Below are 25,012 nucleotides of genomic sequence, written 5' to 3' on the forward strand. Positions count from 1 at the left end.
GAATTATGAAAAAGATAGGTTTGTTTTATGCTACCAAAGCCGAAAGAACGAGTTGGGTGGCAGAGAAAATACAGAAAGAGTTTGGTGAAGACAAGATAGAAGTAGTGCCTATCGAGCAGGCCTGGCAGAATGATTTTGCAGCTTATGACTGCTTCATTGTGGGTGCTTCCACTTGGTTTGACGGGGAACTTCCTACTTATTGGGACGAACTGTTGCCGGAACTCCGGACAATGAAATTGAAAGGTAAGAAGGTTGCTATCTTCGGTTTGGGAGATCAGATACGTTATCCGGAAAATTTTGCAGATGGAATTGGTCTGCTGGCAGAAGTCTTTGAAGGGGATGAGGCTACCTTGGTCGGTTTTACTTCTTCCGAAGGTTACACTTTCGAACGTTCTAAGGCTTTACGTGGCGAGCAGTGGTGCGGGTTGGTTGTCGATTTGGATAATCAGTCCGAACAGGCGGAAAAGAAAATCAAAGCATGGTGCCAACAGGTCAAAAAAGAGTTCGCGTAACGACTTTATTTCTCTTTATAAGATAGTGACGCTATCCGATGCAAATAGTGACGGTATATGCTATGGATAGCGTCACTATCCCACGCGTATACCGTCACTATTTTTTTTCTGCATTAATCTGGAGTCTTACGCTTGTTTATAGCGTATATCGACTGCGATTTTTGCTTGCTTTCTTATATCTTTTAATGATAAGGGAGCTTTCTCTTTTAAAGATATTTGTTGGCTCTTATCCTTTATAAATAAATTTCACTTCTGCCCAACGGTTCTTCTCTTTATAATGAACGAAAGTCAGTCCGTTCTTCTCCGCTTCTTCGCGGATAGCGGCAATGTCGTCTATATAAAATCCACTCATATAGAGTTCAGAATTCGTATGCATACAGGCAACATATTGCTTCATGTCATTCAGTAATATATTCCGGTTGATGTTGGCGATGATAACGTCGAAAGGTCCTTTTCCTGCAAGCGACGAGGCATCTCCTTGTGATACGGCAATATCGTCTACGTGGTTCAATTCGATGTTTTCGATGGAGTTTCGTACGCACCATTCATCAATGTCGATGGCTGTACAGGGGCGTGCGCCCCGCATACGTGCGAGGATGGCAAGAATCGAAGTTCCGCAGCCCATATCGAGCAGGGATTTATCTTTCAGTTCGCTGTCCAATAATTCTTCAATGATGAGGCTGGTAGTTTCGTGGTGTCCTGTTCCGAAGGCCATTTGAGGATTGATGACGATGTCATATTCCGCTTTGGGGACATCTTGGTGGAAAGTGCTGTGGATCACACATCGGTTTCCGATAATGATGGGTTGGAAGAAATTCTTTTCCCATTCCTCGTTCCAGTCCTTGTCTTCCGCTTCGGTATATGTATAAGTAATATCCGTATCGGGTAGGGGGAACTCGTTGATGGCAATCTTGATGGCGTTTTCATCACACAATGTCTGTTGGATATATGCGGTCAGTCCGCCTTCACACTCAACAAAACTTTCAAATCCGACTTCACCCAGTATGGCAGCTAGTACGTCATTGACGGTTTCGGTACAAGGCTGGGTGCGGAATGTGAACTCAAAATACTTCATAGTTGTTTTTAATGCTGGTGAATAATGTGCAAAGATACAGCAATCCGGGTATAGAAAGTCAAGTTTGCCTGAACTTTATGCCGGTGAGCGTTGTATCTTCTACAAAGATAGTTAGAAATAGGGATTTCCCTATTATCCTTTGGGGAAAATCTCCCCCGGACGAAAAATCTCTTCCTTATCTTTGTAACGTGAATAAGTTTAAGTAATTACATAAACCGAGATGATATGAAAAAGATTGTTTATTTCTTGCTATTTGCCTTGTGCCTTCCGATAGGTATCTTTGCACAAAGCGTTGATGACGACCTTTACTTCGTACCTTCCAAAGACAAACAGGAGAAGAAAGAAACTCCGGTTAAGAAGGAACCGAAGAAACAGGTGACGACTAACATCTATACTTCACCGGGTACTACAGTGGTTGTTCAGGACCGTAAGGGAAGAACACGGGATGTGGATGAATATAACCGCCGTTACGATGCACGTGAAAATGAATTCGTAATGGATAATGATACCTTATATATAAAAGAAAAATCTAATCCGGATTTGGACGGAGAATGGGTGACGGGCGAATTCAATGGTACGGAAGACGACTATGAATACGCTGAACGTATCATCCGTTTCCGCAATCCGCGTTTCGCTATCAGTATCAGCAGTCCGTTGTATTGGGATGTAGTTTACGGTCCGAACTCATGGGATTGGAACGTATATACCGATGGTATGTATGCTTATGCATTCCCGACGTTCAGTAACCCGCTTTGGTGGGATTGGCGTTATGGCTCTTACGGCTGGGGATGGAACTATGGCTGGGGATGGAATCGTCCTTATTACTCTTGGGGATATTACCCCGGTTATTGGGGCGGCGGCTACTGGGGTGGCTGGTATGGCGGCGGATATTGGGGACATCATCACCACTGGCATGGTGGTCCTAGCTGGGGCTGGGGCGGAGGTGGAAGCGGTCGTTGGACAGGTCCTACCTATACAAACCGTCGTTCTTCCGGACAAAGCAGTTACAGGAATCCTTCTACTATTCGTCGTTATGGTTCGAGTGCCGTTCGTTCCAGTGGTTCTTCTGTTCGGGGAGGCTCTGCAGTTCGTTCAGAAGGTAGCTCTGTTCGTTCTTCTGGTTCTACTTATAGTAGGGGAACTACTTCCAGACGTGTAGTGGGTACACGGACTTCAGGTGAACGCAGTGGCTCAAGTAGTCGTAGCAGTGCTACTTATTCTCGTCCAAGTAGTACTAGAAGTAGCGGAAGTTCTTCATCTTCCCGTTCGACTGGTTCTTCTGGTTATTCGCGTTCGTCTGGAACCACTACTAGAAGCAGTAGTGCAAGATCAACTTATAGTCGTGGAAGTTCAGAAGCACCGCGTAGTTATTCTCCAGCAAGTAATAGTAATACCCGTTCTTCTTCCTATGGCACTTCTCGTTCTTCTTCACGCAGTTATTCTCCAGCTTCGTCAGGTGGCAGTAGCTCTCGGGGTAGTTATTCGAGCGGTGGTTCTTCTTCTAGATCATCATCAGGTGGAGGTTCCTCTCGTAGTAGCAGTGCCAGAAGATAAGTATTAATTAAATGGTTTTGACAGGAATGAAAAAGATAAGTGTTTTAATTGCTCTGGGGATGCTAATGATAGCACCTTGGGGAATGGCACAAACGATATATGACGGTGCCAAACTAACAGGAAAAGATTTGAATGGCACTGCTCGATTTGTGGGTATGGGTGGAGCTATGGGAGCTCTTGGAGGAGACATATCTACGATGGGGACTAATCCGGCAGGTATTGGCCTTTATCGCAGTAATGATGTAATGACTTCATTTGGGCTTTCTCTTTATGGGAATGAAAGCCAGTATTTGGGGAAAAAGTTTAATTCCGATTTAACTAAAGGAGATTTTAATAACATCGGGTTTGTATTTTCTTCGAAGATTGGTAATGAAACTCCGCTGCGTTTTGTGAATTTCGGTTTTAACTATCATAAAGCGAAATCATTTAATAATAACATGCGTATGGAAGGTAATTTGGGGCTTTACTCCCAAACCTATCTAATGGCATCTCAAGCTGCTGGCATTGAAAAATGGGGAGATTCGCCTTATACGGATAATGGTATTGGGTGGCTTTCTATTCTTGGAGCTGATGCTGGGCTGATTAGAGATATTACAATACATGACAAAACAGGAGGGGTAAACAATATTCCTTATACCTATAAGGATGAACAAGGGAAGGAGGTACAGTATAAGGATATAAATGGTAATCCTCTTTATATCTCTCCTGGACATTTTGAAGGAATGTTAGATAATGGATATGCAAATTTTCGTTCGGAAGAACGTGGGGGAATTGATCAATATGATTTTAATGTATCGTTTAATTTTAATGATCGGGTATATTTGGGGGTGACGCTGGGTGCTTATTCTGTAGATTATAATAAGTATACTTTTTATGATGAGGATTATGGAAACGATGAAGGATATAATTTGCAGAGTTGGAACAGAATAAAGGGGTCTGGCTTTGACGTGAAGTTGGGGGCTATTATTCGTCCTTTTGAATATTCGCCTTTTCGAGTTGGATTAGCTATACATACGCCAATATTCTATAGTTTGGATTATAAAACGAGTGCACAAGTTATATCGGATGTGATGGATGTTGTAACTGGAGAAATAAAGGGATATGACGTGAGATCATGGGATAATCTTCCGGGAAAAGGGGATATGATCCTTCCTTTCGATTTTCAGACTCCTTGGACTTATAATGTAAGTTTGGGATATACGGTAGGCAAGAGCTTGGCTTTAGGAGCAGAATATGAGTATCAAGATTATTCTTCCATGAAGTTTAAAGATACTGAAGGTAATTCTTCTGCTTATGAATTTGAGAATAGTACGACGTCTATGTTGAAAGGGGTTAGTACAGTCCGTCTTGGCCTAGAGTATAAGGTGATTCCACAGTTTGCTTTTAGGGCAGGATATAATTATAGTACTGCGGCTTTCCATCAAGATGCTTTCAAAGATTTGGCTATTAACTCTATTCAGACAGATACAGACTTTGCCAATTCTAAATCAATGAGTAATTATACATTGGGTATTGGTTATCGCGGATCAATGTTTTATGCTGATTTAGCTTATAAATACTCTACATATAAAGAAAACTTCTATCCGTTTGTGAATGGATTTACAGATGAAGATGGTAGTACAGTCATTGGTTCACCGGAAGCAACGAAAGTTACGAATACACGCAGTCAAGTGTTGTTTACCGTAGGTATGCGTTTCTAACCTAAAAAAGACAGTTTTCAATTTCAATAATAACTTTTGTGTGTAAAAAATCCCTGGAATGCTGAGTGTCTACAGCGGTTCCGGGGATTTTTATTAGTATCACTTTTTATTCTTCAGTCTTATCTGAATAGTGGAGTTCGTTCGTCAATGATTCCGCGTCTTGCGTACATTTTTACCGCTACAGGAGTTCCGGCTTCTATGGTAATGTCCTCCTCTGCGATGATAGGTTCTTCTTTACCGTCCTCCAGAATAACCGTTCCTATTTTCTCGCCGGCTTTGATGATCTGTGGAATCAAGTTAGTCAAGATACCTTCAGATACTTTCCGGATATCAATGTATTCCGGTTTTGCATTGGGGTCAGCTTCGATTTTACCGCTGAACAGGTCCTGTACACCTTTGTTCTTCAAGAACAGTTTAACGATTGCTCTACCTTCGTAAGGCTGGTTGTTCTCGTCGAGCAGAACGACGGGTGTTGTCATTCTCTTGAATGTAAGAGCAACATTCTTAGAACCTTTGTTGGCTTGGGCTGTACCGAACAAATATTCTAAGCCACCCTTGATTTCACGATAGCGGCTGCTCAATGATCTGGTAGTAGCAGCTTCGTTGGTCAATTCTGGGTAATGAGCATAGAAAGTAACCGTTTCCGAATCGGTGCCTGCTTCGTTCCAGGTTTGGCTATCCATGCCTATGGCAAACGGATGATAATCCTGCTCGGCAATGGACATGGAGATGACATCTCCGGCGGCGAAATTGCTTTTTAACGGAAGTGTCAGACTACTGCTGTTACGGGTAAGAGCATTGTTGATACTTTGGTCAATAGAAGTAGAAAAGTCGATCACTCCTTTACTGGGATCTTGCAGTTCTTCTTGCTGTTGACAACTGAACAGGCATACTGATGCCATAACAAATAAAAGGCTTTTTCTTTTCATTTGAGGGTAATTAATAGGTTAATAATAGTGAGAGGTTTTCTAATATTCTACTCTGTCTTCTTTGGCCACCCAGGCTTTGAAGGCAGTAAGGGCTTCATTATGTAGTAGGATTTCGGAAGGCAGCTTTCTGTCTTCAGGTTTCAGTTGCAGTTCGTCATAGATAAAAGAGTCGTCGAAGCCGATGTTTTTGGCATCGGTCTTGTTGTTTCCATAGTACATCTTGTCCAGGCGTGCCCAATAAATAGCACCCAGGCACATGGGGCAAGGTTCGCAGGAAGTATAGATTTCGTATCCGCTAAGATCAAATGTTCCGAGTTTGGCAGCTGCGGCACGTATGGCGCTTACCTCGGCGTGAGCCGTAGGATCACAAGATGCAGTGACACGATTAACTCCTGTTGCAACAATTTCTCCGTCTTTCGTGGCAATCACAGCACCGAAAGGACCTCCACCATTTACAACATTTTCTTTTGAAAGCTCGATCGCTTTTCTCATTAAAGCTTCTTTAGTCATGGCACAAAAAATATATTGTTAGTTTCATTTTTTCTTTGCTTCTTTCTACAAAGATAGAAAAAACTAACAATATACAATGGAATGTCCCTATTAATTTTTTAACAATACCGGCAGAATCCGGAAAAAGAAGGAACTTTTTTTTGCTTTTTTTAGGGTTATAGCTTACCTAAGATCTTGTCCATTACCCAGTTAGTCAACGTTGCGCTTTCGCCGTCACAAGAGCAAACCGACTTACCCAATAAGTGGTCTACTACTGCTTGGATAAGAGGCTGTTGCACGTGTTCCGGGTTGCCGATACAGATTTCTTCCCGTCCTTTCTCGGTATGTAGTCCGATAGGTTCGTAAGTAAAGACAGAGAAGCAAATCATTCCTTTGTCACCGATAATCTCTATGCGGTCTTCGCGGGCAGAATCATGGGCTACGAAGCACCAGGAACCACTACCCACCAGTCCGTTGTCAAATTGGAAACAGGCGCTTAATGTATCTTCGGCAGGATAAAGTCCGCCGCGATTACTCTTGTAACCGCTTGCTTCGAGGATGCAGCCGAACATATCCTGCAACAAATCAATCTGATGCGGAGCAAGGTCGTAGAAGTAGCCGCCTCCGGCAATATCAGCCTGCACACGCCAGGGAAGATTATCACGATTGTAATCCAGATCGCGTGGCGGCTGGGCAAAACGAATCTGTACATTGATAACGTTGCCGATCGTTCCGTTCTCTACTAATTCCTTTACTTTCTGGAAATAGGGAAGATAACGTCGGTAGTATGCTACGAAACAGGGAACCCCCGTTTCATTGGATATGCGGTTGATTCGGGTACATTCTTCATACGTCACCGCCATTGGCTTCTCAATATAGGCCGGTTTACCCGCTTTCATGGACATAATGGCATACGTAGCGTGTGAAGAAGGAGGAGTGGCGATATAGACAGCGTTTACTTCCGGATCATCTATCAGCTCCTGTGCATCGTCATACCATTTCTTGATTCCTCTCTCTTTGGCATACGCTTTCGCTTTCGCGCCGTCACGACTCATCACGGCTACGACTTCCGAATGTTCTACTTTCTGGAAAGCGGGACCGCTTTTCGTCTTGGTTACTTCTCCGCAACCAATGAAGCCCCATTTGATCATCTTTTCACTCATAATATAATATACCTATTGTGTCTGTTCTAACAAACCCCAAAGATAAAGCTATTTTTTGTCAAGAGCAACTTTATTGATTATTAACTTAGCAGGGACAGTTGGAAAACAGACATTGCGTTTTGTTTCAACAGAAGCTCTGTTTTATCGGAACAGAGGCTCTGTTTCAGGCAAACAGAACGTCTGTTTGAGGCGGATATATACTTCATTTCGGTAAGAAGCAAGGTGAACATTGCTGATCCTCCGGCTGAAGAACCATAACCACCGGGCAAAGCGAAAGGAAAAGCCGGGGCGGGGAGAGGTTTTTCCCGGCTGGATAAAAAGAAAGGAGAGAATCGCGATTCCCTCCTTTGCATGTAGTTTAATTGAAACTACTTTATCATTAACTCTGTAAAGATACGACATTCGAAAGCGAAAGTCAAGTCTTTGGGAGTTTATTTCTGGAAATAGACATGAATATATCTATCTTACATTCTGTTTTTGATTGTTTTCTTCTGATCTGTAAAATGATAAGGTTATTCTTTATCATAGTACTTTTTATAAATCTTCTGGTATTCTTTCTCCTTTTGGAATTTATCCAGCCATACATTCAAACTATCGAGTAAAGCGGGTGATTGTTTGCTGACTGCCCATGAGTAGAATTGTGTAAAGCTGATGGCTGTATTTATATCTATCTGCGGGATGGAATCGGCGGCCGCGCGTGCGATGCTTTCGTCACAAACGGCATAGTCGATATCCCCATGAGCTACCATTGAGATTAATTGTTCGGAACCGTATTTCTCTATTTCTTTGATATAAATGGTATCGCCGATTTCATTACCTAGATTCTGAATACGCAGAATGGAAGGAGACCCTTTTACTACGTGAAGTGTCCGCCCGGCCAAGTCCAGTTGGCTACGGATATAGAGTGAGTCGTTTTCTCCGTTTTCTTTCCGTTGCACGAGCACTTGCTTGTTGAGCGTGATGGGAGAGGTGAGGAGCAGAGAGTCTTTCAGTTCGCTGGTGGCTAATATACCGCAGGCAATTACGTCGTAACGTCCCTCGCTTAATCCTTCCAGCCGTTCTTCGAAACTCATCAGGGGTGTTATTTCGGTCTTTAATCCCTTGTCATGGGCAAAAGCCTGTATCAGTTCGTAATGAAAACCGGAAACGGTATCGCCGTCCACGTAGAAACTGATTGAGTTATATTCAGTCGCTACACGCAATATACCTTCTTTGGCAATGGCTGCATAATCACGTGGGTGTCCTGACGGCTTTTCCTGATTACCGCATTGGCGGATAGAAAAGATGATTGCCAATACAATGATTACGGGCACTAAATATCTGGCCAGTCTCAATTTGGGGCGTGTTACCATAAGCCGTATAGATTTTGTTAATCATAGAAATTCCATGAAAGACCGAATTTCAGTACACGCGGGTTGATAGGATAGTGAGGAGCCAAGAAGTAATTCGGGCTACTCATACCTTGATTCACGTGATACATCATTACATAGAAACGTGTACGCTTTAGGTGTAAGTTTGCGTATACATTCACGATCGGATAACCTCCTATCTCTACCTGGTCATTTTCCGGTTGCAAATAGAAGTTTTGGATAGCCGGCATATAAGCGGGTGCATTGTATTTACTGAAATAACGCACGTCGGCACCCAATTGTACACTAAGCACTTTCTTTGCCAGCTTGAACTGCATATAGAAATTGTGATACAGCGAAAGATCAGGCAAAGGCAATACGGTCTGGTCGCTGGACTTTTGCCAGGTTACTTCATTGTCTAAATGGAAGATTCCCAATTTGAAGTCCTGATTAAGACTTGCTGACAACACCTGTATACTTCCGCTTTTCTGTTCCGGCATTGCTTGTTGGTTGAAATAAGTGTAGTTCTTTATGTTTTCAACTCCTGCTTTCAAGCGTGTTCTCCAACGTGCAATGCTTAATTCTCCTTCAATACGGGTACGAAATTCTTTGTCCATATCATTGTCCCACATGAAGTGTTTGGAATGATAATGACGCATATAGAAAGGCGCAAGCTTATTGCTGACTTCACCACGGGCTATAAGGCTCACTGTGTCTTTCCATAACGGAAAGTTAAGGTCGATATCTCCTTTCACATTGAATTGTCCGATTGCTTTTCCAGCAAGTCCCACTTCACCAATGGCATGGTAATGAAGTACATTTCCTTTACGTTTGGATAATTCGCCTCCAACAAATATTTCATTTTCATTGTATTTGTCGGGCAACGGATTCCCCTCCATATTCATAAGAGTATACTTGCTGATTTTATAGGAAGCAAATGCCGTGAGTCCGGCTTTGGCATATTTATTGAATCCTTCGAGTAGAGCTATACCTATGGTATTCTTGATACCCATATAGGTCGTACTGTCTCTGGCAATCGGATTATCCGGTTCCAAATAGGTGTTTTGATAATAGTTTTTTTCACGCATGTCATCATCAGAGTTGAAACTATGACGTGCACGCTCTACCTGAATGGTATGTATAAAACTAGTGACCGGCACAAATTCTTGTTTGGCTGGAGTCGTATCATTTTCGGCCTGCGGTATGTCGCGGCTGAATCCCAGATTGTAACGTTGGGTCAGGAATACATAAAAGTCATGATTACGGTTGGTCGTTGCACTTAATACAGTGGGAATATTGGTTGATTCATATTCCCTTTGCCCTTGTGCCATCTCTTCAGGCGCAGTGATGTATCGGTCGTCCTCAATACCTCCGTTTTCATTTGTTTTGAGATAATTGTTGCTGTAGATAGCTTGCATCTGATAGCGGTCGCCGATATAACTACCGAAAATTGCCGCATTGAAATAAGCCGTATTTTGGTTATTATAATATCCTCGTCCGTACAAGTAATCTATGTTAAAACCGAAAGCCAGCTTCTTGTTTACATTGACAGAGAAATAAGACTTAAAACGTTCTTCTCCGTTTATTTTATTACCGGCTTTATGATACGTCAGATTGGTATAAGGTACGTTACTATTGGTGAAATTGAACTCCGTAGGACGAATAAAGAAACTGGAGAAAGGCTCCATAAAGATAGTCGGTTCCGGATCACGACGTTCAAAGAAGATGCGTGACATACGGGGAGAACCCATATTGGCCAGATAATTATAATGTCCGGTAAGTCCTTCGGTAAGATTTGAATTCTGGAAGTGGTGATAAACAGTATCCGCCGGGATGATAGTCCGGTCGCCCAACTGATTATTAATACGCCACATATATAATTTCGGAGGTAACCCCTGTACTTCTACATTTGCACTATCCAGTCTGTCCGGAATCATGGCAGGGTCCACCTGGTTACCGTATTGGTCGTATCCGTTTTCGTCCACTCTCTGGCGACCATTATCGAACTGTGCATGGACAGTTGTCAAACCTATAACGGAAAAGATTATATATAATAGTAAGATTCGTCTCATAATTGGAGGCAAAGATACTTACTTTAATTGATTTAATGATAATGGATAATTGAAAATTATGTTGCATACGTACTATACGTAGCTAATAATTATCAATTATCCATTGTACATTATCTGTTAATTAAACCTCACGGATTAACTCCATACCTTTCTTGATAGCTTCCTCGTTCATAGGAATCAAGTGATGGTGGCGTTCCGGCAGGGTTTTCTTAAGTCCTTTGATAACATTCTCCAGCGTTACGATGGGGCGAAGCTTCAATAATCCGCCAAGTACGATCATGTTGAATGCTTTGGCATTGTTCATCTCGTTGGCTGCATCCATTGCGTCGATACGATATACCTTAATATCCTTACGGGTAGGAGGGTTGATAATTCCGTAACCGTCATAAATCAGGATACCGCCGGGTTTCACTTTGCTTTCAAACTTTTCGAGTGAAGGCTGATTCAGAATGATGGCAGCGTCGTATTTACTAAGAATCGGTGAGGATATTTTGTCATCGCTTACAATAACTGTAACGTTGGCTGTTCCACCTCGTTGTTCGGGACCATAAGCGGGCATCCAGGTCACTTCTTTGCCTTCCATCAAACCGGAATATGCCAGAATCTTACCCATAGACAATACGCCTTGTCCACCGAATCCTGCTATAATTATTTCTTCTTTCATTGTTCTGTTGACTTTTAGCGTTATTCTTTATCTTTTAAATCACCCAGCGGATAGAATGGGAACATGTGTTCTTCCATCCATTTGTTCGCCTTCTCCGGAGTCATCTTCCAGCCTGAACTACAAGTGGAAACGATTTCTACCAGGTTGGAACCTTTACCGTTCATGGAGTTCTCAAAAGCCTTGCGGATTGCCTTCTTAGCCTTACGGATAGCCGGTACGGATTGTACGGACTGACGGGTTACGTAAGCAGTTCCTTCCAGTTGGGCTGCGATTTCAGTAATCTTCAATGGATAGCCGTGAAGTTCAACGTCACGTCCGTAAGGACAAGTCGAGCTCTTCATACCTACCAGTGTAGTCGGAGCCATCTGGCCGCCTGTCATACCGTAGATCGCATTATTGATAAAGATAATCGTGATATTTTCACCACGGTTCAAAGCGTGGATTGTTTCGGCTGTACCGATACAAGCCAAGTCACCGTCGCCCTGATAAGTGAAAACAAGGCGGTCCGGCCACAGGCGTTTCACAGCAGTCGCCACAGCAGGAGCACGTCCGTGTGCTGCTTCTTGCCAGTCAATATCGAGATAGTTGTAGGCAAACACTGCACATCCCACCGGAGAGATTCCCACAGTTTTATCTTCCATACCCATTTCCTCAATGACTTCGGCAATGAGTTTGTGTACCACACCGTGACTGCAACCCGGGCAGTAGTGCATGGCGTTATCGTTCATCAGAGTCGGTTTTTTGTAAACCAGATTCTCGGGTTTGATTATTTCTTCTTTAGTCATAACTTCATCTCCTTATCTGTTGGTGAACCGTATAAAAAACTCCATCAGCTTGACAAAGATTGCCGCGCCGCATACGTAGATAAACATTTTAAAATCATCTTTTGCTACAAAGTAGGTGATAATGGCTGCAACAGCCAATATCATAAATAGGATGTTCAGTACGTTTCTTATTTTATCGGGATTCATTGTTTCGTTATTTGATTATTTTTTCTTTCAAGGCAGTTACAATTTCATCCGGATCGGGAACGATGCCACCTAGACGTCCGAAATGTTCTACCTTTACTTTACCGTTAACAGCGAGACGGACATCTTCAATCATCTGTCCGGCATTTAGTTCCGTAACGAGCATACCTTTTACTTTATCAGCGTATGCAGCAATCGCTTTGGTTGGGAACGGCCACAGTGTAATTGGGCGAAGGATACCTACTTTAATTCCTTTTTCACGGGCTAGTTCCATTGCTTTCTGGCCAATACGTGCCATTGAACCGAAAGCGATAATCAAATACTCTGCATCTTCGCAGTTGATCTCTTCGAAACGTACTTCATTTTCTTCAATTTCACGATATTTAGCTTGAAAACGGAGGTTGTTGATTTCCATTGCTTCCGGTTTCAATTCGAGGGAAGTGATAATATTAGGTTTGCGGTCTTTTGCTTTTCCGGTAGCAGCCCATGGACATTGTTCAATTACTTCTGCTTCTGTGCGGCGTGGCTTTTGTACAGGAAGAACAACCTTTTCCATCATCTGACCGATCACACCGTCGGCAAGGATAATAGCCGGATTACGGTATTTGAAGGCCAGTTCGAATCCTAATGCTACGAAATCCGCCATTTCCTGTACGGATGCCGGAGCGAGGGCAATCAGTTTGTAGTCGCCATGGCCACCACCTTTTACTGTCTGGAAGTAGTCAGCCTGGCTAGGTTGGATAGTTCCCAGTCCGGGACCGCCACGCATTACATTCACAATCAGACAAGGAAGTTCGGCACCGGCCAAATAAGAGATTCCCTCTTGTTTCAAGCTCACACCCGGACTTGAAGAGGAGGTCATTACCTTTTTTCCGCTACCTGCACCTCCATATACCATATTGATAGCTGCCACTTCACTTTCCGCCTGGAGTACTACCATGCCGGTTGTTTCCCACGGTTTCAGTTCGGCAAGCGTTTCCAACACTTCCGATTGGGGAGTAATAGGATAACCGAAGTAACCGTCGGCACCGCAACGGATAGCTGCGTGGGCGATGGCTTCGTTTCCTTTCATTAATACAACTTCTTCTGCCATATTCTTTTCTTTTATTCTACTTTTACTTTATACACTGAAATACATCCGTCCGGACAAACCGTTGCACACGAGCTGCATCCGTTACAGGTATCTTCCTTCACTTGCCAGGCATAGTTATAGCCTTTCATATTTACCTCTTTATTGAGGGCGATTACATCGAGCGGACACGCCACTACACACAGGTTGCATCCTTTGCAACGCTCCGTGTCGACTACGATTGCTCCTTTGATTTTTGCCATAATCTTTATTTTATTACGTTATCTTTGAGTACGGTTATTGATTATACATCTCTTTTATTGATTGAACATATCCTTGTGGTAGAAGTTGAGGATATCTATTACCATCTTCCTGGCCTGAACGGCAGGACTGTCCGGATTGAGCTCGATGGCATACTGGTAGTTGTCCAGTGCCCGCTTCCAATCTCCTTTCTTTCGGTAGGCATTTCCCCGTAAATAGTAAAGAGTATCTTTCTCTTTTTCGACAGAACTGTCCTGGAGAAGCTGGTCCAATTGCTTAATCGCTGTGTCCACATCCCCCTGATTGATAAGCTCTTTTAGGTTGTCTATTTGCTCCATTTCTTTTCGTCTTTCGGGATTCTGAAACGCAAAGATAGTTTTTATTTATGTAAACAGGGCAAATGAGGACGGAAATTTGCAACGTTTTGAGTTTATTGCATATTCTATGAATATATAGTCAGGGGAAAGAGAACTCATTTGAATTTTGCGTTTTTTGTCACATTATGTACACTGATGCTTGGTTATCCTATGCTTTTATTTATAGCTTTCCCTGATTGTTACTTAAGGAATATTTTTCAGCGAAAACTCCTGTACATCCCACAAAAGATTCAATTCGGTTAGATAGTTCAAATACCCTCACACAAATAAAAGGATAATGAGCCGTTAAGAAACAGAATTCTTTTGTTACATTTGCGATTGGAAATTAAAAAAACACTCAATGTTATGACTAAGGGCGATGCGGAACAAGTAGAACCAATGAAGCTTATATTCAATTATAACAATGTATTTTACAGCTTCTATTATGATGACCTTGGCGGTTGTATACACCGTTCTCGTGAATATGCTATCAACTATGTGTATTCAGGTGAGATGATTCTCGATAATGGAAAAGAACAAATTCATGTCAGAAAAGGCGAATGTGTCTTTATCCCCCGCGATCATCATATAACAATGTATAAGAGAACGTACAACGGTGAGCGGTATTGTGGTATTTTCCTGATGTTTACACGTCGTTTTTTACGTGAGATGTATAGCAAATTGGGACAGCGGAGAGTACCCGTCAATACTCCAAAACTTGATTCGGGTGTGATAAAACTGCCCCAAACGGTGGAACTCGCAAGCCTTTTCGCTTCAATGACACCTTATTTCAATCCTGAAGTAAAACCGAAAGATGATTTTATGAATCTGAAGATACAGGAAGGTCTGCTCGCTTTGTTGGATATAGATGAACGGTTTGCCCCGACGCTTTTCGATTTCAACGAGCCGTGGAAAATAGATATTCTGGAATTTATGAGCGAGAACTACATGTATGAGTTCACAATGGAGGAAATGGCTCATTATACCGGGCGCAGCCTTGCCACGTTCAAGCGGGACTTCAAGAAGATAAGTGACCTGACACCTGAAAAGTGGCTTATCCGCAAGCGTCTTGAGGTGGCTTACAACAAGATGAAGGAAGGCGGTAAAAAGGTTGTGGACGTCTACGCAGAAGTAGGGTTTAAGAATCCTTCCCATTTTTCAACCGCATTCAAGAAACAATATGGTATATCACCGACCGCCATATTTGCATAGAATTCTTATTTGTGTAAATCGGGACAGTTTTATATTGAGCTTTTGAGCAATACTATCTGAGCCTCACAGCAATGCCGCTGTGGGGCTTTTGCTTTACCTTTGCGCTGTAAAATAAGAAAGAATAATTCAACAACCATTTAAGTAATAGCAGAATGAAAACAACGAATCTTACATCCGTGGCAATCGCAGCCTTGTTAGGAATCGTCATGCTTGCGGACGCAGGCTGCACAAATAGTAAAACAAATCAAGAAACAAGTGATAATATGGAAACATTGAATCTTACTCAAGAATGGGACAAGAAATTCCCGCAAAGCGACAAGGTAAACCACCGCAAGGTGACGTTTAAGAACCGTTACGGCATCACACTTGCTGCCGACCTCTACGAACCCAAGAATGTTGAAGGCAAACTCGCTGCCATAGCTGTGAGCGGTCCTTTCGGAGCTGTAAAGGAACAGGCATCCGGTCTTTATGCACAGACAATGGCGGAACGTGGGTTCCTTACTCTTGCATTTGACCCCTCATATACCGGTGAGAGTGGCGGTGAACCTCGTAATGTAGCTTCACCGGACATCAATACCGAAGATTTCAGCGCAGCAGTCGATTTTCTCACAGCATTGTCTGATGTGGATGCAGAGCGCATCGGGATTATTGGTATCTGTGGTTTCGGTGGGATGGGACTAAATGCTGCTGCTATGGATACACGTATCAAGGCTACAGTGGCTTCGACAATGTACGATATGAGCCGTGTGAATGCCAATGGTTATTTTGACGCAGAGGATAGTGCCGACGACCGCAACAAAAAAAGGGAGATGATGAATGTTATCCGTACCCGTGACGCGCAGAGTGGTACAATCACTCCCGGTGTCCCTGGGTTGCCTGACAGCATCACCGGTGAAGAGCCACAATTCGTCAAGGATTATTTCGATTATTACAAGACTAACCGTGGTTTCCACGTTCGCTCTATCAATTCCAATGGTGCATGGAGTCCTACAATGACGCTGTCTTTTATCAATATGCCGCTATTAGCTTATATTCATGAGATTTCCCGCCCCGTACTTCTTATTCATGGTGAAAATGCCCATTCGCGTTATTTCAGTGAGGATGCTTTCAAAAAGTTGACAGGTGATAATAAAGAACTGATGATTATCCCTGGAGCGAACCATACTGATCTCTACGACCGTACAATTCCTTTCGACAAATTGGAGGACTTCTTCAGAAAGAACCTGAAATAATAAATTATGAGTAAACAGTAGTAATAGCTATATACAATTAAAACAATTAAATGATGAACGATATTTTTGCAAAAGACTTGAGCGGTGAGATGGTCTCACCTGATGAACCGGGTTATGATGAACTGATTGCGGACATTTTCGCTACCATAAAGACTGCGACCGAGATGAACACGGGTTATCGTACGCCTGAAGAGGTGCATGAATATATGGAACGTATTCTTGACAAAGAACTGGATGCAACCACCACCGTCCTGCCGCCACTCTACATTGATTATGGTAAACCTGTCAAAATTGGTAAGCGATGTTTCATCCAGCAATGCTGCACGTTTTTCGGACGAGGTGGCATTACGATTGGTAATGATGTGTTTATCGGGCCGAAAGTCAACTTGATAACTATTAATCATGATCCGGATCCGGATAACCGCAGTGCCACATACGGACGTCCGATTGTGATTGAAGACAAGGTGTGGATTGGCATAAATTCGACCGTACTTCCAGGTGTAAGGATTGGCTATGGAGCGATAGTGGGAGCCGGTAGCGTGGTAACTAAAGATGTTCCGGCGATGACAATTGTAGCCGGCAATCCGGCACGAATCATCAAAAAGATAGAAACAAGCGAATAATATAATGGCTGCTTCCTGATGAAATAGGAATTATACCTGAAGAAACTGTAATTAATAAAGGTGCGTTCTAACTCTAATGAAGGTAAGGTAGTTGAAATAAATATCTTACCTTCTGCAGATTGGTTAGAACTCATATAATCAGTTACGCCTGTTTTCCTTATTGATTCGTTATAAGCCGTTTCTACATTATATTCATATTAGATAAGAGTGTTTTATTTTTCAATGGCATAGTGTTATCTTATTCTATATTAAAAAGCGGCAATAGGACGTACGTAGTAAGGCGTCGATATATAGGACTGAGTAGTGTTACCATTTGTCAAACCTACACTCCACGAATCTCCACTTCCATTTTGGACGGATTGCCAATATCTGCCCGAATTATAATTAGTGAAAACAGTTTTTTTGATTAACTCTCCTCTTGTATTTCTCAACTCCAGCATCTGTCCTCCGGCTGGGAAAAACCATCCGCTGGTTTTAGCATCTGCGGCAGGCGAGTAGCTGATACATGCATTAGCAGCCGGATAATTACCTATACCATCGGCTTTGAGTAATTGTGTTATCTTAAAGCCATTAAAATATCCGTACGGACTACTTCCGTTACGATTGGAATCCAAAGCGAACTTCTTGTTCCCCCACTTGATGGCTGCTCCATTATTTGCATCTTTCAGTGCCACTGTATATCCATTAATGTTAGTCATCGGCTCTCCGTTACCATTGACATATTCACTATCATCCACTGTAAATCGCCCCACCTTGAAGACAAGCCCGATGTAAGTTCCTTTGATAATGGATGTTTCGCCCGGAATAATCTTACCATCGCTACAAAAATAGTCGCCCACCTGCAGCGCCCGGGTTATGCTTCCGTCGGTATAGACCGCTGTTTCCACCTGCTGAGTGTAGTATTTCCCGGCAGCGAGCTTTCCGGCTGTTAGTGAGGTCCCCGTATATAGAATCGTTTTGTCACCTTTCGTTAGATAACTCCCGGCAGGCACAAAGTCGCCTGCCGGGGAAGGTACGATGGCACGAAACGTTCCGTCGTCCATACGCAGGGCTTTGATGCCGTTTATAGTAGCGTCTTTGGCAGTAACGTCCAGCCTCAGTACCCCACCGGCATACTCAAAGCTTGCTCCTGCCGGGGGAACGCAATTAACTAATCCCATCGGTTTGAGTACCAACAACGCATGCAGATGTTCAAACTTCAGCGTAAGCACCTTCTTATTCGCATTTGCCGGGTCTACCGTGGGGCTGGCAACGGCTGCCATCAGGTCGCTGCCGGTATAGGCGGCGGAGGTGGACTGGTCAGCAGCCGGTTGCAGCTTAGCGTTGTTTGCCAGGTCTTTGAGGATTTCCGCTTTATTGTCTCGTTTGATTGTAATGCCGTCCCGATAAGGATAGTATGCCACATAGGCGAGATTGTCGTCGTAGCTGTACAATGCGTGTGTATCACCGGTGGCAGGTGCCCAACTGCCCGTTCCGTCCGCTGCTTTTGTATAAACCAGTTTGAGGTTGTACACACCATCGATAGTGGCTACATTGGGCGTTTCAAAATTCCTGAGGGCGAAGATGCCGATGGCATCACTATCGGAAAATTCTGTGGTATAACCGTTCTCGATTGGCGTGCGGGTGACGGAGGTGTTTTTTTTATCAATGGCGGTGTAACTACTCACCGTTACACTGATGGTAAGAGGGATGCGGCGATCTGTATTTCCGATGTTCTCCATACCTGCCTCGTCCGTACAACCACCTCCAAGGATAAGGAAGGTATAGAGACAAATATTAGACAAGAATGTTTTGTTTTTTAACGGCATAGTGTTCTCTTATTTATTATAAAATAATTTTTATAGATGGATTAAAATGCTAAGGCGGTACGTACCATAGATCCTGAGCTTTTGTTTTTTTGACTGTATGTTCCTGAGTCCCAATTAATGTTATATGAATTTGCCGCAGTCGCTTCCGTACTGCTCCAGTAATGGTGCTGCCATCCGCGTCCCATGGCGCCGCCACACTTATCAAAACTTTTAGATATTATCTCTGCATACTTTTTCTTTATATAAATCAGTTGTCCTATCGAAGGCAAAAACCACCCACTCGTAGTTGAGGGTGAATTGGTCTGCTTTCTTACATAAGTCATCATATCATTATAACCGGCAGAGATTGCTTGTAATTTATCTGTATTGAAATAACCATTAAAGTCGGTGGTGCTTTTATAAGTGCCAAAGTCAGTACCACCGCCATTGTGCCATTGGTCTGTCCCTTCTGACCGATTAATCACATATCCGTGTACTTCCATCGGGTTTCCATTTTTATCGACATATACACCGTTATCTTCCGGATGCCGTCCTACATAAAAAACAACTCCGATAACGGGACTGCTGAAAGAGTTTGCCTCATAAGGTGAAATCTTGCCATTGCTACAGAAGAAGTCACCCTCTTGAAGCGGGCGAATAACACTTTCATCGGGAGATTCCAGCATATTCACCTGTTGGGTGTAGTATTTACCGGCAGTGAACGTAGCTGCTGCCAGTGAAGCACCTGTATAGAGAACTGTTTTATCTCCTGTAGTCTTATAATTTCCGGTAGGTACAATATCTGCCGAAGCAGTTTTCACAATGGCACGGAACGTACCGTCACCCATAGGTAATGCTTTGATGCCATTTATGACAGCGTCTTTGGCTGTAGCGTCTGCCCCCAGCATTGGATCGCTATATTCAAAGCCTGCCCCGGCAGGGGGCGTGCAATTGAACAACTTATTTGTTTTCAGCACCAGCAACGCATGCAGATGTTCGAACGCTAGCGTCAGCACCTTCTTGTTGGCATCCGTAGGGTCGGTCGCAGGCCGGGCAAAGGCTGCCATTAGGTCGCTGCCGGTATAGGCGGCGGGGGTGGACTGATCGGCGGCGGGTTGCAGCTTGGCGTTGGCTGCCAGGTCTTTGAAAATTTCCGTCTCGATGTCTTGTTTGATAGTGATTCCTTCCCGGTAAGGATAGTAGGCTACGTAAACCAGGTCGTCGTAACTGTACAGCACGTGCGTGTCGCCAGAGGCGGGCGCCCAGCTTCCCGAGCCGTCCGCGGCTTTGGTGTAGACCAGCTTGAGGTTGTACACCCCGTCAACGGGAGTTACATCGGGCGTTGCATACTCTTTAAGGGCGAAGATGCCGATGGCGTCGCCGTCGTTGAACTCCGTGGTGTAGCCGTTCTCAGTGGGTGTGCGTGTGGCGGGGGTGTCTCCCTGCACGCAGGAAACAAAGCCGCTTGCAGTGGCGCGGATGGTGAGGGGCGTGCCGTTGCCTGCATCGTCGATGCCCTGCGGCTCATCTGCTATTTCCGTGCAGCCTCCCAAAGCGCAACTGCTCGCGATGAGGAGGGCGGCGCCAAGGAAGCCACTGATGAAGGAATGTTTGTTTTTAAACGTCATAACTATCTTGTCTTTTTTATCATATTCCTAATCATGTTTATTTTTCCCGTCACACGAGGATAGCACCTATCTGGTACGACGGACCTTCAACCTGTTGGAAACGGAACGTCCCGCTCGCTTCTCACGAGGGAGAGGCGGGCGGGACGGAAATTATTCTACTACAAAGTTTATAAACTGCTACTAACTTCTTTTATCATGCGGTGCACAATGGGGGCATCATCGGAATGTCTTCTTTTAAGGTCTTGAATACAACTTCAGCATCCATTTCAAAATAATGATGAGCTATCTTATTACGCATTTTCATTACTCCACTCCAATATATCTCAGGATATCCGGGGAGCAATTCACCTCTTGTTATTTTATCCAAACCTTTCACAGCTTCGTCCAATGCGATTAGGTTTATACAAATAGCATCCAAACGCAACATACCATCCGGCGATAATAAAAAATCATCCGGGGTAGCAGCTACAGCTGCCCGTTGGGTAATCATCAACTGTTGAGCGCCAATTCTTTATCATACATAAATACTTTCTTTTAAGATTCTTTGTTTCAAGCGCGCGTTCATTCGCTCACGTATTCTTATTAAATCTACCGGGGAACCCAGTAGCTCTTCAAGCTCGCTCTGTATATGTTCCTAGGTAAGAAGTGATGGCGGCTCGCCTTCATAACAAACATCAACGTCGCTTTGCTCCGTTTGCTCTCCTCGCGCTACGGAACCGAATACACCGAGACGCTTGAAACCGTATTTACTCGCAAACTGTGTTTTATATATGCGGAGAAGTTCTAATATTTCAGCAGTTGATTTCATAACTCTATAATTTTTACTTTGCTATGCTTGCAAAGATAATCATAATTTCCGTTTCCAGCATGTCAAAGAGCGATATTTCAAGCAACAGGTCTGCATAAGCGAACGAAAGTTGCAAAGGATATTTTGATGTACTACGCTCCCGGTCTCCGGTTAAAAGGCGAAGAAGGGACGGGCGACGGCAACAGGCACGTCATAGTTTTCTAAATTTCCATACGTAGATTCTATCGCAAACACACCGCTTCTATCGGTACCATAGAACGCCCATATACCTTGATTAGCGAAATGGGAAGTTAGCCAAAAACCGATCTCATGTTCTTCAGGAGAAGATGGCATAAGAAATGTGGTGCCAATTTTAGCCAAGTAATTATTTGCTTTACCCAGCATTTCAATTCTTTGGCTGTTGTCCGACTGCCAGATACCCCATTCTCCAACTGAAACAAAATCATACGGTGATTTCCCGCAAAGGGTTATCATTACATCAAACCATTGACCTATACTCGGGATGAACCACGGGCTGCGATTTATGCCGGCAGGCACGGCGTTATCATTCCGGTATTGTTGTAATGCCGCAAATATAGGGTAGTCACTGAGAGGCGTTTTTCCCAACATCGTTTCTGTTTCAGCATATCCGTTCATGTAAGTTTCCGCTGTATTCATATCCGCAACCGGTGGGTAAGGGTAAGGAGTCGATAATGAGTGACCGTTTTTCATCCACAAGGTCCTCTGCCCGGAGGAAATGTTAGCCAATCCCATTACGTACGCATGATTCCAACCCTTTGTGTTGCATCCCGCATCCGTCATCCTTGTGGGATCGCACGTCATCACTATCCCTACGGCGTTGGCATAGTCCGGTATTTTTCCACCGGCATCCACCGCTCCGTCGACAGGATAAATCTCGATTTTGCCGTTATGCTGATATACAAAGTCACCCGGTTGTAGCGCGCGTTCTACAGCAGTACTTCCTGTACGACTTGTGCAGTGCACTTCCAATGTGTAGCACGTATTGGCCTGAAAGCCGCCGGAAATGGCGGAACCGGTGGCGGTGACCGGACACAGCCCTAAGTCATCATCATACGTAGTGTACTCGCATCCAATGGAAGAACCGGTGTTTGTGGCTTGCGTCAGTATGCGGTAGGTTCCGTCGCTCATTTCGCTGGCTTTCCTGTTGTTTATCTTCATCTTGAAGTCATCTCCGCCACCTTGTACTACATTCCTGTCTATTCCCCATTTCCGGGCTTCGGCATGATAGCCGTAAGCCGTCACCCCTGTGGGAGGAATACATGGGCTCATTAACATGGGCTTTATCACTAATAATGCATATTCGTGCTTGAAGTTCAGCACCAGTGCTCCGCGGTCGGCATCGGCCAGCGAAGGCAGGGCGGTGGCGGTCATCAGGTCGTTGGCTGTGAATACCTCCTTCGTAAGCATATCGGTTGCCAAGGGTTTATTGGTCTTGAGCCAGTCGCGGATGTCCTGCTCGTTGTTCACGGAGGCAGTGGTCAGTGCGTCCGTATAAGGATAGTAGGCAAAGTAGGCCACCGCATCGGTATAGAGCAGTGGGGCGGAGACCGCTGTAGGAGCTTCCCAGGTGCCGGTTCCGTCCGCTGCTGCGGTGTAGGTCATCTTGAGGTTGTAGATGTCCGTTGATATGTATTCAGTGCCAGATGCGTTTTTGCGCACGCAGAAGAGCCCGATGGCGTCGCCCGTCTGGAACTTGGTGCTCGTGCCCTCCATCACCGGGGTGCGGGTGGTGGGGCTGCCTCCGGGCTGTGCCGGTGCTTGGAAGCCACTTGCCGTGGCGCGGACGGTGAGGGGCGTGCCGTCGGCGGCAGAGTTGCTGTTTCTGGCGTTTTTATCTATGTCTGCCTCCTCCGTGCAGCCGCCCCAAATTGAAAGGACGGCACCGAGGAAGAGGGCTATGAAGGAATGTTTGCTTATATATCTCATGATTGTCAGACTGTAGTTAATAGTTGCTGATAATTAGAAAGCGAAAAAGTATAATGGCGATAATTCTTTAAGGGTTTTATCTACTGTGCCGAATTCAACGGTATTCCCGTTGAACCTGACCATCCATGCACCCAAGCCGGGTTCTGTGCTGCATGGAAAACGCACGCCATCGGGAAGGGATTTGTCGATTTTGTTCAACCGGGCGTTTATCCCTCCTAATATTGCTGTTCCGTCTTGGTTGCTGTTCCATCCTGCCGTTGTGTTATTATTAAAATCATCCGGCGATTTTCCGCCTATATTGGCTATCAGGTCATACCATTGGCCTGTGCTGGGGATAAACCACGGACTGCGGTTTACTCCTTGAGGGAGTGGGTTGTTATTCCGGTAGGTAACCAGTTCGTCAAATATCTCATAATCATTATATTTTGTCGACAGAATGTATTTTGTATCTTTACAGCCGTTCATGTAGTCTTTTGCCTGAGTAATGGTAGTGACATCCTCAAGATCCGCCAGCATTCTATTCTGCCAGCACCATCGAAGATTGTTGCCATGGGTTTCCGTCCCCATCACGTAAGCATGTGTCCAGCCATTGCCGGTGCATCCTTCATCAGTCATTCTCGCGGGGATGCAAGTCGTCACTATTCCTACGGCGTTGGTGTAGTCCGGTATCTTGCCGCTCGCATCTACGGGTCCGTCGCCCGGATAAATCTCTATCTTGCCGTTGTGTTGGAAAACGTAGTCTCCGGGCTGCAACGCACGTTCTGTGGCATCGGCGGTTCCGGACAAGGGAACATTCACTGTACATTCGAACCGTTGGTTTGCCTTCAGGGATGCCAATCCGGCAAGAGAAGCATTATACTCCACCATCATCCCGTGGGTAGAGTAGCTGCCACGCATGTAGTCGTCAGAAACAGGTTTGGTGATGGCGCGGAATACGCCGTCGGCTATCTTATATGCCTTTACGTCGCGTATCATTACGTCGGCGGCACCGGGGTCGGCACTCGTAGCGGTTGCTTGCGGATGATAGTCAAAGGCGCTTCCGGCAGGCGCTACATACATCGCCTTGGTCAGATTAGCTTTCAACACTAGCAGCGAGTAGCTGTGGGTAAAGGTAAGCGACAGCAACTTCCGGCTGGGGTCGGCGGTATCGGTGGCCGTGCCGTCGGCGGTCATCAGGTCGCTGGCGGCGTATGCTTCGGGGGTGGACTGGTCGGCAGCGGGTTGCAGTTCCGTCTTCCCGGAAAAGGAGGCAAGGATAGTGGCCGCGCTTTGTGTGGGGTCTATCACGATGCCGTCTTTGTAGGGGTAGTAGGCGATATAGGTCACGTCCGCATAATAATATAAGGTGGTGGCGGCATCTGCCGGTTGCCACGTTGGCTTATGCGAAGCGTCGGCGGCGGGGGCGTATGTCAGCTTGGAATTGTTGATGCCGTCCACGATGGCGGCGGCCGGCGTACCGATGCCCCTTACGGCAAAGAGGCCGATGGCGTCGGTTTCCTCAAACCAAGTGTCATAATTATCCTGTTCCGAGGCGCGGGTGTCAGGCGAGGCGTCCGGCTGTCCGGTGAAGCCGCTTGCCGTTATCTCCAAGGCAAGGGGAATGTGACTGTCTGC

General features: G+C 44.8%; 23 protein-coding genes and 1 pseudogene. 6 read left to right on the plus strand and 18 right to left on the minus strand.

Annotated features, from left to right (window positions below; all coding sequences use genetic code 11):
* The first annotated feature begins 5 nt into the window (after positions 1-5).
* The gene (locus tag HMPREF0106_RS04955) at positions 6-512 is read left to right on the plus strand and encodes a flavodoxin (protein WP_004314967.1); all 507 of its coding nucleotides are present in this window, start codon (positions 6-8) and stop codon (positions 510-512) included.
* 226 nt (positions 513-738) lie between these two features.
* Here the strand turns inward: HMPREF0106_RS04955 and prmA are convergent, their stop codons facing one another.
* On the minus strand, positions 739-1,587 hold the full coding sequence (gene prmA / locus HMPREF0106_RS04950) for a 50S ribosomal protein L11 methyltransferase (RefSeq protein ID WP_009040821.1): 849 nt from the start codon (positions 1,585-1,587) through the stop codon (positions 739-741).
* A 225-nt stretch (positions 1,588-1,812) separates the two neighbouring features.
* On the opposite strand from prmA, the gene HMPREF0106_RS04945 reads away from it, so the two are divergent.
* A complete protein-coding gene (locus tag HMPREF0106_RS04945) occupies positions 1,813-3,141 on the plus strand; it encodes a hypothetical protein (protein ID WP_009040822.1) in 1,329 nt (442 codons plus the stop codon).
* Positions 3,142-3,167: 26 nt separating this feature from the next.
* Complete coding sequence (locus HMPREF0106_RS04940; protein WP_009040823.1) at positions 3,168-4,841, plus strand: OmpP1/FadL family transporter; 1,674 nt, start codon at positions 3,168-3,170, stop codon at positions 4,839-4,841.
* Positions 4,842-4,960: 119 nt separating this feature from the next.
* On the opposite strand, the gene HMPREF0106_RS04935 is transcribed toward HMPREF0106_RS04940, so the two are convergent.
* The 11 genes from HMPREF0106_RS04935 to HMPREF0106_RS04890 all read right to left on the minus strand — a co-directional run bounded on the left by HMPREF0106_RS04935 (position 4,961) and on the right by HMPREF0106_RS04890 (position 14,143).
* On the minus strand, positions 4,961-5,770 hold the full coding sequence (locus HMPREF0106_RS04935) for a fimbrillin family protein (protein WP_009040824.1): 810 nt from the start codon (positions 5,768-5,770) through the stop codon (positions 4,961-4,963).
* 39 nt (positions 5,771-5,809) lie between these two features.
* A complete protein-coding gene (locus HMPREF0106_RS04930) occupies positions 5,810-6,280 on the minus strand; it encodes a nucleoside deaminase (protein WP_009040825.1) in 471 nt (156 codons plus the stop codon).
* 155 nt (positions 6,281-6,435) lie between these two features.
* Positions 6,436-7,422 (minus strand): Gfo/Idh/MocA family protein, encoded by a 987-nt coding sequence (locus HMPREF0106_RS04925; protein ID WP_004314960.1) that lies wholly within the window; start codon positions 7,420-7,422, stop codon positions 6,436-6,438.
* 80 nt (positions 7,423-7,502) lie between these two features.
* On the minus strand, positions 7,503-7,775 hold the full coding sequence (locus HMPREF0106_RS0125110) for a hypothetical protein (RefSeq protein ID WP_032851595.1): 273 nt from the start codon (positions 7,773-7,775) through the stop codon (positions 7,503-7,505).
* 159 nt (positions 7,776-7,934) lie between these two features.
* Positions 7,935-8,774 carry a transporter substrate-binding domain-containing protein gene (locus HMPREF0106_RS04920; RefSeq protein WP_009040826.1) on the minus strand — a complete coding sequence of 280 codons (840 nt, stop codon included), beginning with the start codon at positions 8,772-8,774 and terminating at the stop codon, positions 7,935-7,937.
* Positions 8,775-8,791: 17 nt separating this feature from the next.
* Positions 8,792-10,843, minus strand: a complete 2,052-nt coding sequence (locus HMPREF0106_RS04915; protein WP_009040827.1) for a putative porin — start codon at positions 10,841-10,843, stop codon at positions 8,792-8,794.
* A 121-nt stretch (positions 10,844-10,964) separates the two neighbouring features.
* A complete protein-coding gene (locus tag HMPREF0106_RS04910) occupies positions 10,965-11,507 on the minus strand; it encodes a 2-oxoacid:acceptor oxidoreductase family protein (RefSeq protein WP_004297415.1) in 543 nt (180 codons plus the stop codon).
* Positions 11,508-11,527: 20 nt separating this feature from the next.
* Positions 11,528-12,292: a thiamine pyrophosphate-dependent enzyme gene (locus HMPREF0106_RS04905; RefSeq protein WP_004297416.1), complete on the minus strand. Its 765-nt coding sequence runs from the start codon at positions 12,290-12,292 to the stop codon at positions 11,528-11,530.
* Positions 12,293-12,485: 193 nt separating this feature from the next.
* On the minus strand, positions 12,486-13,568 hold the full coding sequence (locus tag HMPREF0106_RS04900; protein WP_009040828.1) for a 3-methyl-2-oxobutanoate dehydrogenase subunit VorB: 1,083 nt from the start codon (positions 13,566-13,568) through the stop codon (positions 12,486-12,488).
* An 11-nt stretch (positions 13,569-13,579) separates the two neighbouring features.
* On the minus strand, positions 13,580-13,807 hold the full coding sequence (locus tag HMPREF0106_RS04895; RefSeq protein ID WP_004297419.1) for a ferredoxin family protein: 228 nt from the start codon (positions 13,805-13,807) through the stop codon (positions 13,580-13,582).
* 54 nt (positions 13,808-13,861) lie between these two features.
* Positions 13,862-14,143 (minus strand): tetratricopeptide repeat protein, encoded by a 282-nt coding sequence (locus tag HMPREF0106_RS04890; RefSeq protein WP_009040829.1) that lies wholly within the window; start codon positions 14,141-14,143, stop codon positions 13,862-13,864.
* Between the two features lie 384 nt (positions 14,144-14,527).
* Here HMPREF0106_RS04890 and HMPREF0106_RS04885 point away from each other — a divergent pair, with 384 nt between their 5' ends.
* The 3 genes from HMPREF0106_RS04885 to HMPREF0106_RS04875 all read left to right on the plus strand — a co-directional run bounded on the left by HMPREF0106_RS04885 (position 14,528) and on the right by HMPREF0106_RS04875 (position 17,228).
* Positions 14,528-15,373, plus strand: a complete 846-nt coding sequence (locus HMPREF0106_RS04885; protein WP_004314956.1) for a helix-turn-helix domain-containing protein — start codon at positions 14,528-14,530, stop codon at positions 15,371-15,373.
* Between the two features lie 152 nt (positions 15,374-15,525).
* Entirely contained in the window at positions 15,526-16,605 is a 1,080-nt protein-coding gene (locus tag HMPREF0106_RS04880) for an alpha/beta hydrolase (RefSeq protein ID WP_009040830.1), read from the plus strand.
* A gap of 53 nt (positions 16,606-16,658) precedes the next feature.
* The gene (locus HMPREF0106_RS04875) at positions 16,659-17,228 is read left to right on the plus strand and encodes a DapH/DapD/GlmU-related protein (RefSeq protein WP_032851596.1); all 570 of its coding nucleotides are present in this window, start codon (positions 16,659-16,661) and stop codon (positions 17,226-17,228) included.
* Between the two features lie 248 nt (positions 17,229-17,476).
* Here HMPREF0106_RS04875 and HMPREF0106_RS04870 read toward each other — a convergent pair whose 3' ends face one another.
* The 6 genes and pseudogenes from HMPREF0106_RS04870 to HMPREF0106_RS04850 form a co-directional block, all read right to left on the minus strand.
* On the minus strand, positions 17,477-19,036 hold the full coding sequence (locus HMPREF0106_RS04870) for a fimbrillin family protein (RefSeq protein ID WP_009040832.1): 1,560 nt from the start codon (positions 19,034-19,036) through the stop codon (positions 17,477-17,479).
* Positions 19,037-19,077: 41 nt separating this feature from the next.
* The gene (locus HMPREF0106_RS04865; protein WP_009040833.1) at positions 19,078-20,643 is read right to left on the minus strand and encodes a fimbrillin family protein; all 1,566 of its coding nucleotides are present in this window, start codon (positions 20,641-20,643) and stop codon (positions 19,078-19,080) included.
* 193 nt (positions 20,644-20,836) lie between these two features.
* Complete coding sequence (locus HMPREF0106_RS04860; RefSeq protein WP_004314950.1) at positions 20,837-21,133, minus strand: DUF86 domain-containing protein; 297 nt, start codon at positions 21,131-21,133, stop codon at positions 20,837-20,839.
* A 24-nt stretch (positions 21,134-21,157) separates the two neighbouring features.
* Positions 21,158-21,451, minus strand: a pseudogene (locus HMPREF0106_RS27965) (nucleotidyltransferase family protein).
* A gap of 150 nt (positions 21,452-21,601) precedes the next feature.
* Positions 21,602-23,185: a fimbrillin family protein gene (locus HMPREF0106_RS04855; RefSeq protein ID WP_229093041.1), complete on the minus strand. Its 1,584-nt coding sequence runs from the start codon at positions 23,183-23,185 to the stop codon at positions 21,602-21,604.
* A gap of 246 nt (positions 23,186-23,431) precedes the next feature.
* Positions 23,432-24,988: a fimbrillin family protein gene (locus HMPREF0106_RS04850; protein WP_157133826.1), complete on the minus strand. Its 1,557-nt coding sequence runs from the start codon at positions 24,986-24,988 to the stop codon at positions 23,432-23,434.
* Positions 24,989-25,012 lie beyond the last annotated feature (24 nt).

It is taken from the genome of Bacteroides sp. D22, from assembly GCF_000163675.1.
GTDB lineage: Bacteria > Bacteroidota > Bacteroidia > Bacteroidales > Bacteroidaceae > Bacteroides > Bacteroides xylanisolvens.

What these genes read in the sequence shown, in the direction of transcription:
- HMPREF0106_RS04875 (WP_032851596.1), top strand. Translation starts at nt 16,659, where the DNA reads ATGAACGATATTTTTGCAAAAGACTTGAGCGGTGAGATGGTCTCACCT.
- HMPREF0106_RS04905 (WP_004297416.1), bottom strand. Translation starts at nt 12,292, where the DNA reads ATGACTAAAGAAGAAATAATCAAACCCGAGAATCTGGTTTACAAAAAA.
- HMPREF0106_RS04930 (WP_009040825.1), bottom strand. Translation starts at nt 6,280, where the DNA reads ATGACTAAAGAAGCTTTAATGAGAAAAGCGATCGAGCTTTCAAAAGAA.
- HMPREF0106_RS04955 (WP_004314967.1), top strand. Translation starts at nt 6, where the DNA reads ATGAAAAAGATAGGTTTGTTTTATGCTACCAAAGCCGAAAGAACGAGT.
- HMPREF0106_RS04920 (WP_009040826.1), bottom strand. Translation starts at nt 8,774, where the DNA reads ATGGTAACACGCCCCAAATTGAGACTGGCCAGATATTTAGTGCCCGTA.
- HMPREF0106_RS04925 (WP_004314960.1), bottom strand. Translation starts at nt 7,422, where the DNA reads ATGAGTGAAAAGATGATCAAATGGGGCTTCATTGGTTGCGGAGAAGTA.
- HMPREF0106_RS04890 (WP_009040829.1), bottom strand. Translation starts at nt 14,143, where the DNA reads ATGGAGCAAATAGACAACCTAAAAGAGCTTATCAATCAGGGGGATGTG.
- prmA (WP_009040821.1), bottom strand. Translation starts at nt 1,587, where the DNA reads ATGAAGTATTTTGAGTTCACATTCCGCACCCAGCCTTGTACCGAAACC.
- HMPREF0106_RS04940 (WP_009040823.1), top strand. Translation starts at nt 3,168, where the DNA reads ATGAAAAAGATAAGTGTTTTAATTGCTCTGGGGATGCTAATGATAGCA.
- HMPREF0106_RS04870 (WP_009040832.1), bottom strand. Translation starts at nt 19,036, where the DNA reads ATGCCGTTAAAAAACAAAACATTCTTGTCTAATATTTGTCTCTATACC.
- HMPREF0106_RS04945 (WP_009040822.1), top strand. Translation starts at nt 1,813, where the DNA reads ATGAAAAAGATTGTTTATTTCTTGCTATTTGCCTTGTGCCTTCCGATA.
- HMPREF0106_RS04860 (WP_004314950.1), bottom strand. Translation starts at nt 21,133, where the DNA reads ATGATTACCCAACGGGCAGCTGTAGCTGCTACCCCGGATGATTTTTTA.
- HMPREF0106_RS04865 (WP_009040833.1), bottom strand. Translation starts at nt 20,643, where the DNA reads ATGACGTTTAAAAACAAACATTCCTTCATCAGTGGCTTCCTTGGCGCC.
- HMPREF0106_RS04855 (WP_229093041.1), bottom strand. Translation starts at nt 23,185, where the DNA reads ATGGAGGGCACGAGCACCAAGTTCCAGACGGGCGACGCCATCGGGCTC.
- HMPREF0106_RS0125110 (WP_032851595.1), bottom strand. Translation starts at nt 7,775, where the DNA reads ATGCAAAGGAGGGAATCGCGATTCTCTCCTTTCTTTTTATCCAGCCGG.
- HMPREF0106_RS04910 (WP_004297415.1), bottom strand. Translation starts at nt 11,507, where the DNA reads ATGAAAGAAGAAATAATTATAGCAGGATTCGGTGGACAAGGCGTATTG.
- HMPREF0106_RS04915 (WP_009040827.1), bottom strand. Translation starts at nt 10,843, where the DNA reads ATGAGACGAATCTTACTATTATATATAATCTTTTCCGTTATAGGTTTG.
- HMPREF0106_RS04885 (WP_004314956.1), top strand. Translation starts at nt 14,528, where the DNA reads ATGACTAAGGGCGATGCGGAACAAGTAGAACCAATGAAGCTTATATTC.
- HMPREF0106_RS04900 (WP_009040828.1), bottom strand. Translation starts at nt 13,568, where the DNA reads ATGGCAGAAGAAGTTGTATTAATGAAAGGAAACGAAGCCATCGCCCAC.
- HMPREF0106_RS04880 (WP_009040830.1), top strand. Translation starts at nt 15,526, where the DNA reads ATGAAAACAACGAATCTTACATCCGTGGCAATCGCAGCCTTGTTAGGA.
- HMPREF0106_RS04895 (WP_004297419.1), bottom strand. Translation starts at nt 13,807, where the DNA reads ATGGCAAAAATCAAAGGAGCAATCGTAGTCGACACGGAGCGTTGCAAA.
- HMPREF0106_RS04935 (WP_009040824.1), bottom strand. Translation starts at nt 5,770, where the DNA reads ATGAAAAGAAAAAGCCTTTTATTTGTTATGGCATCAGTATGCCTGTTC.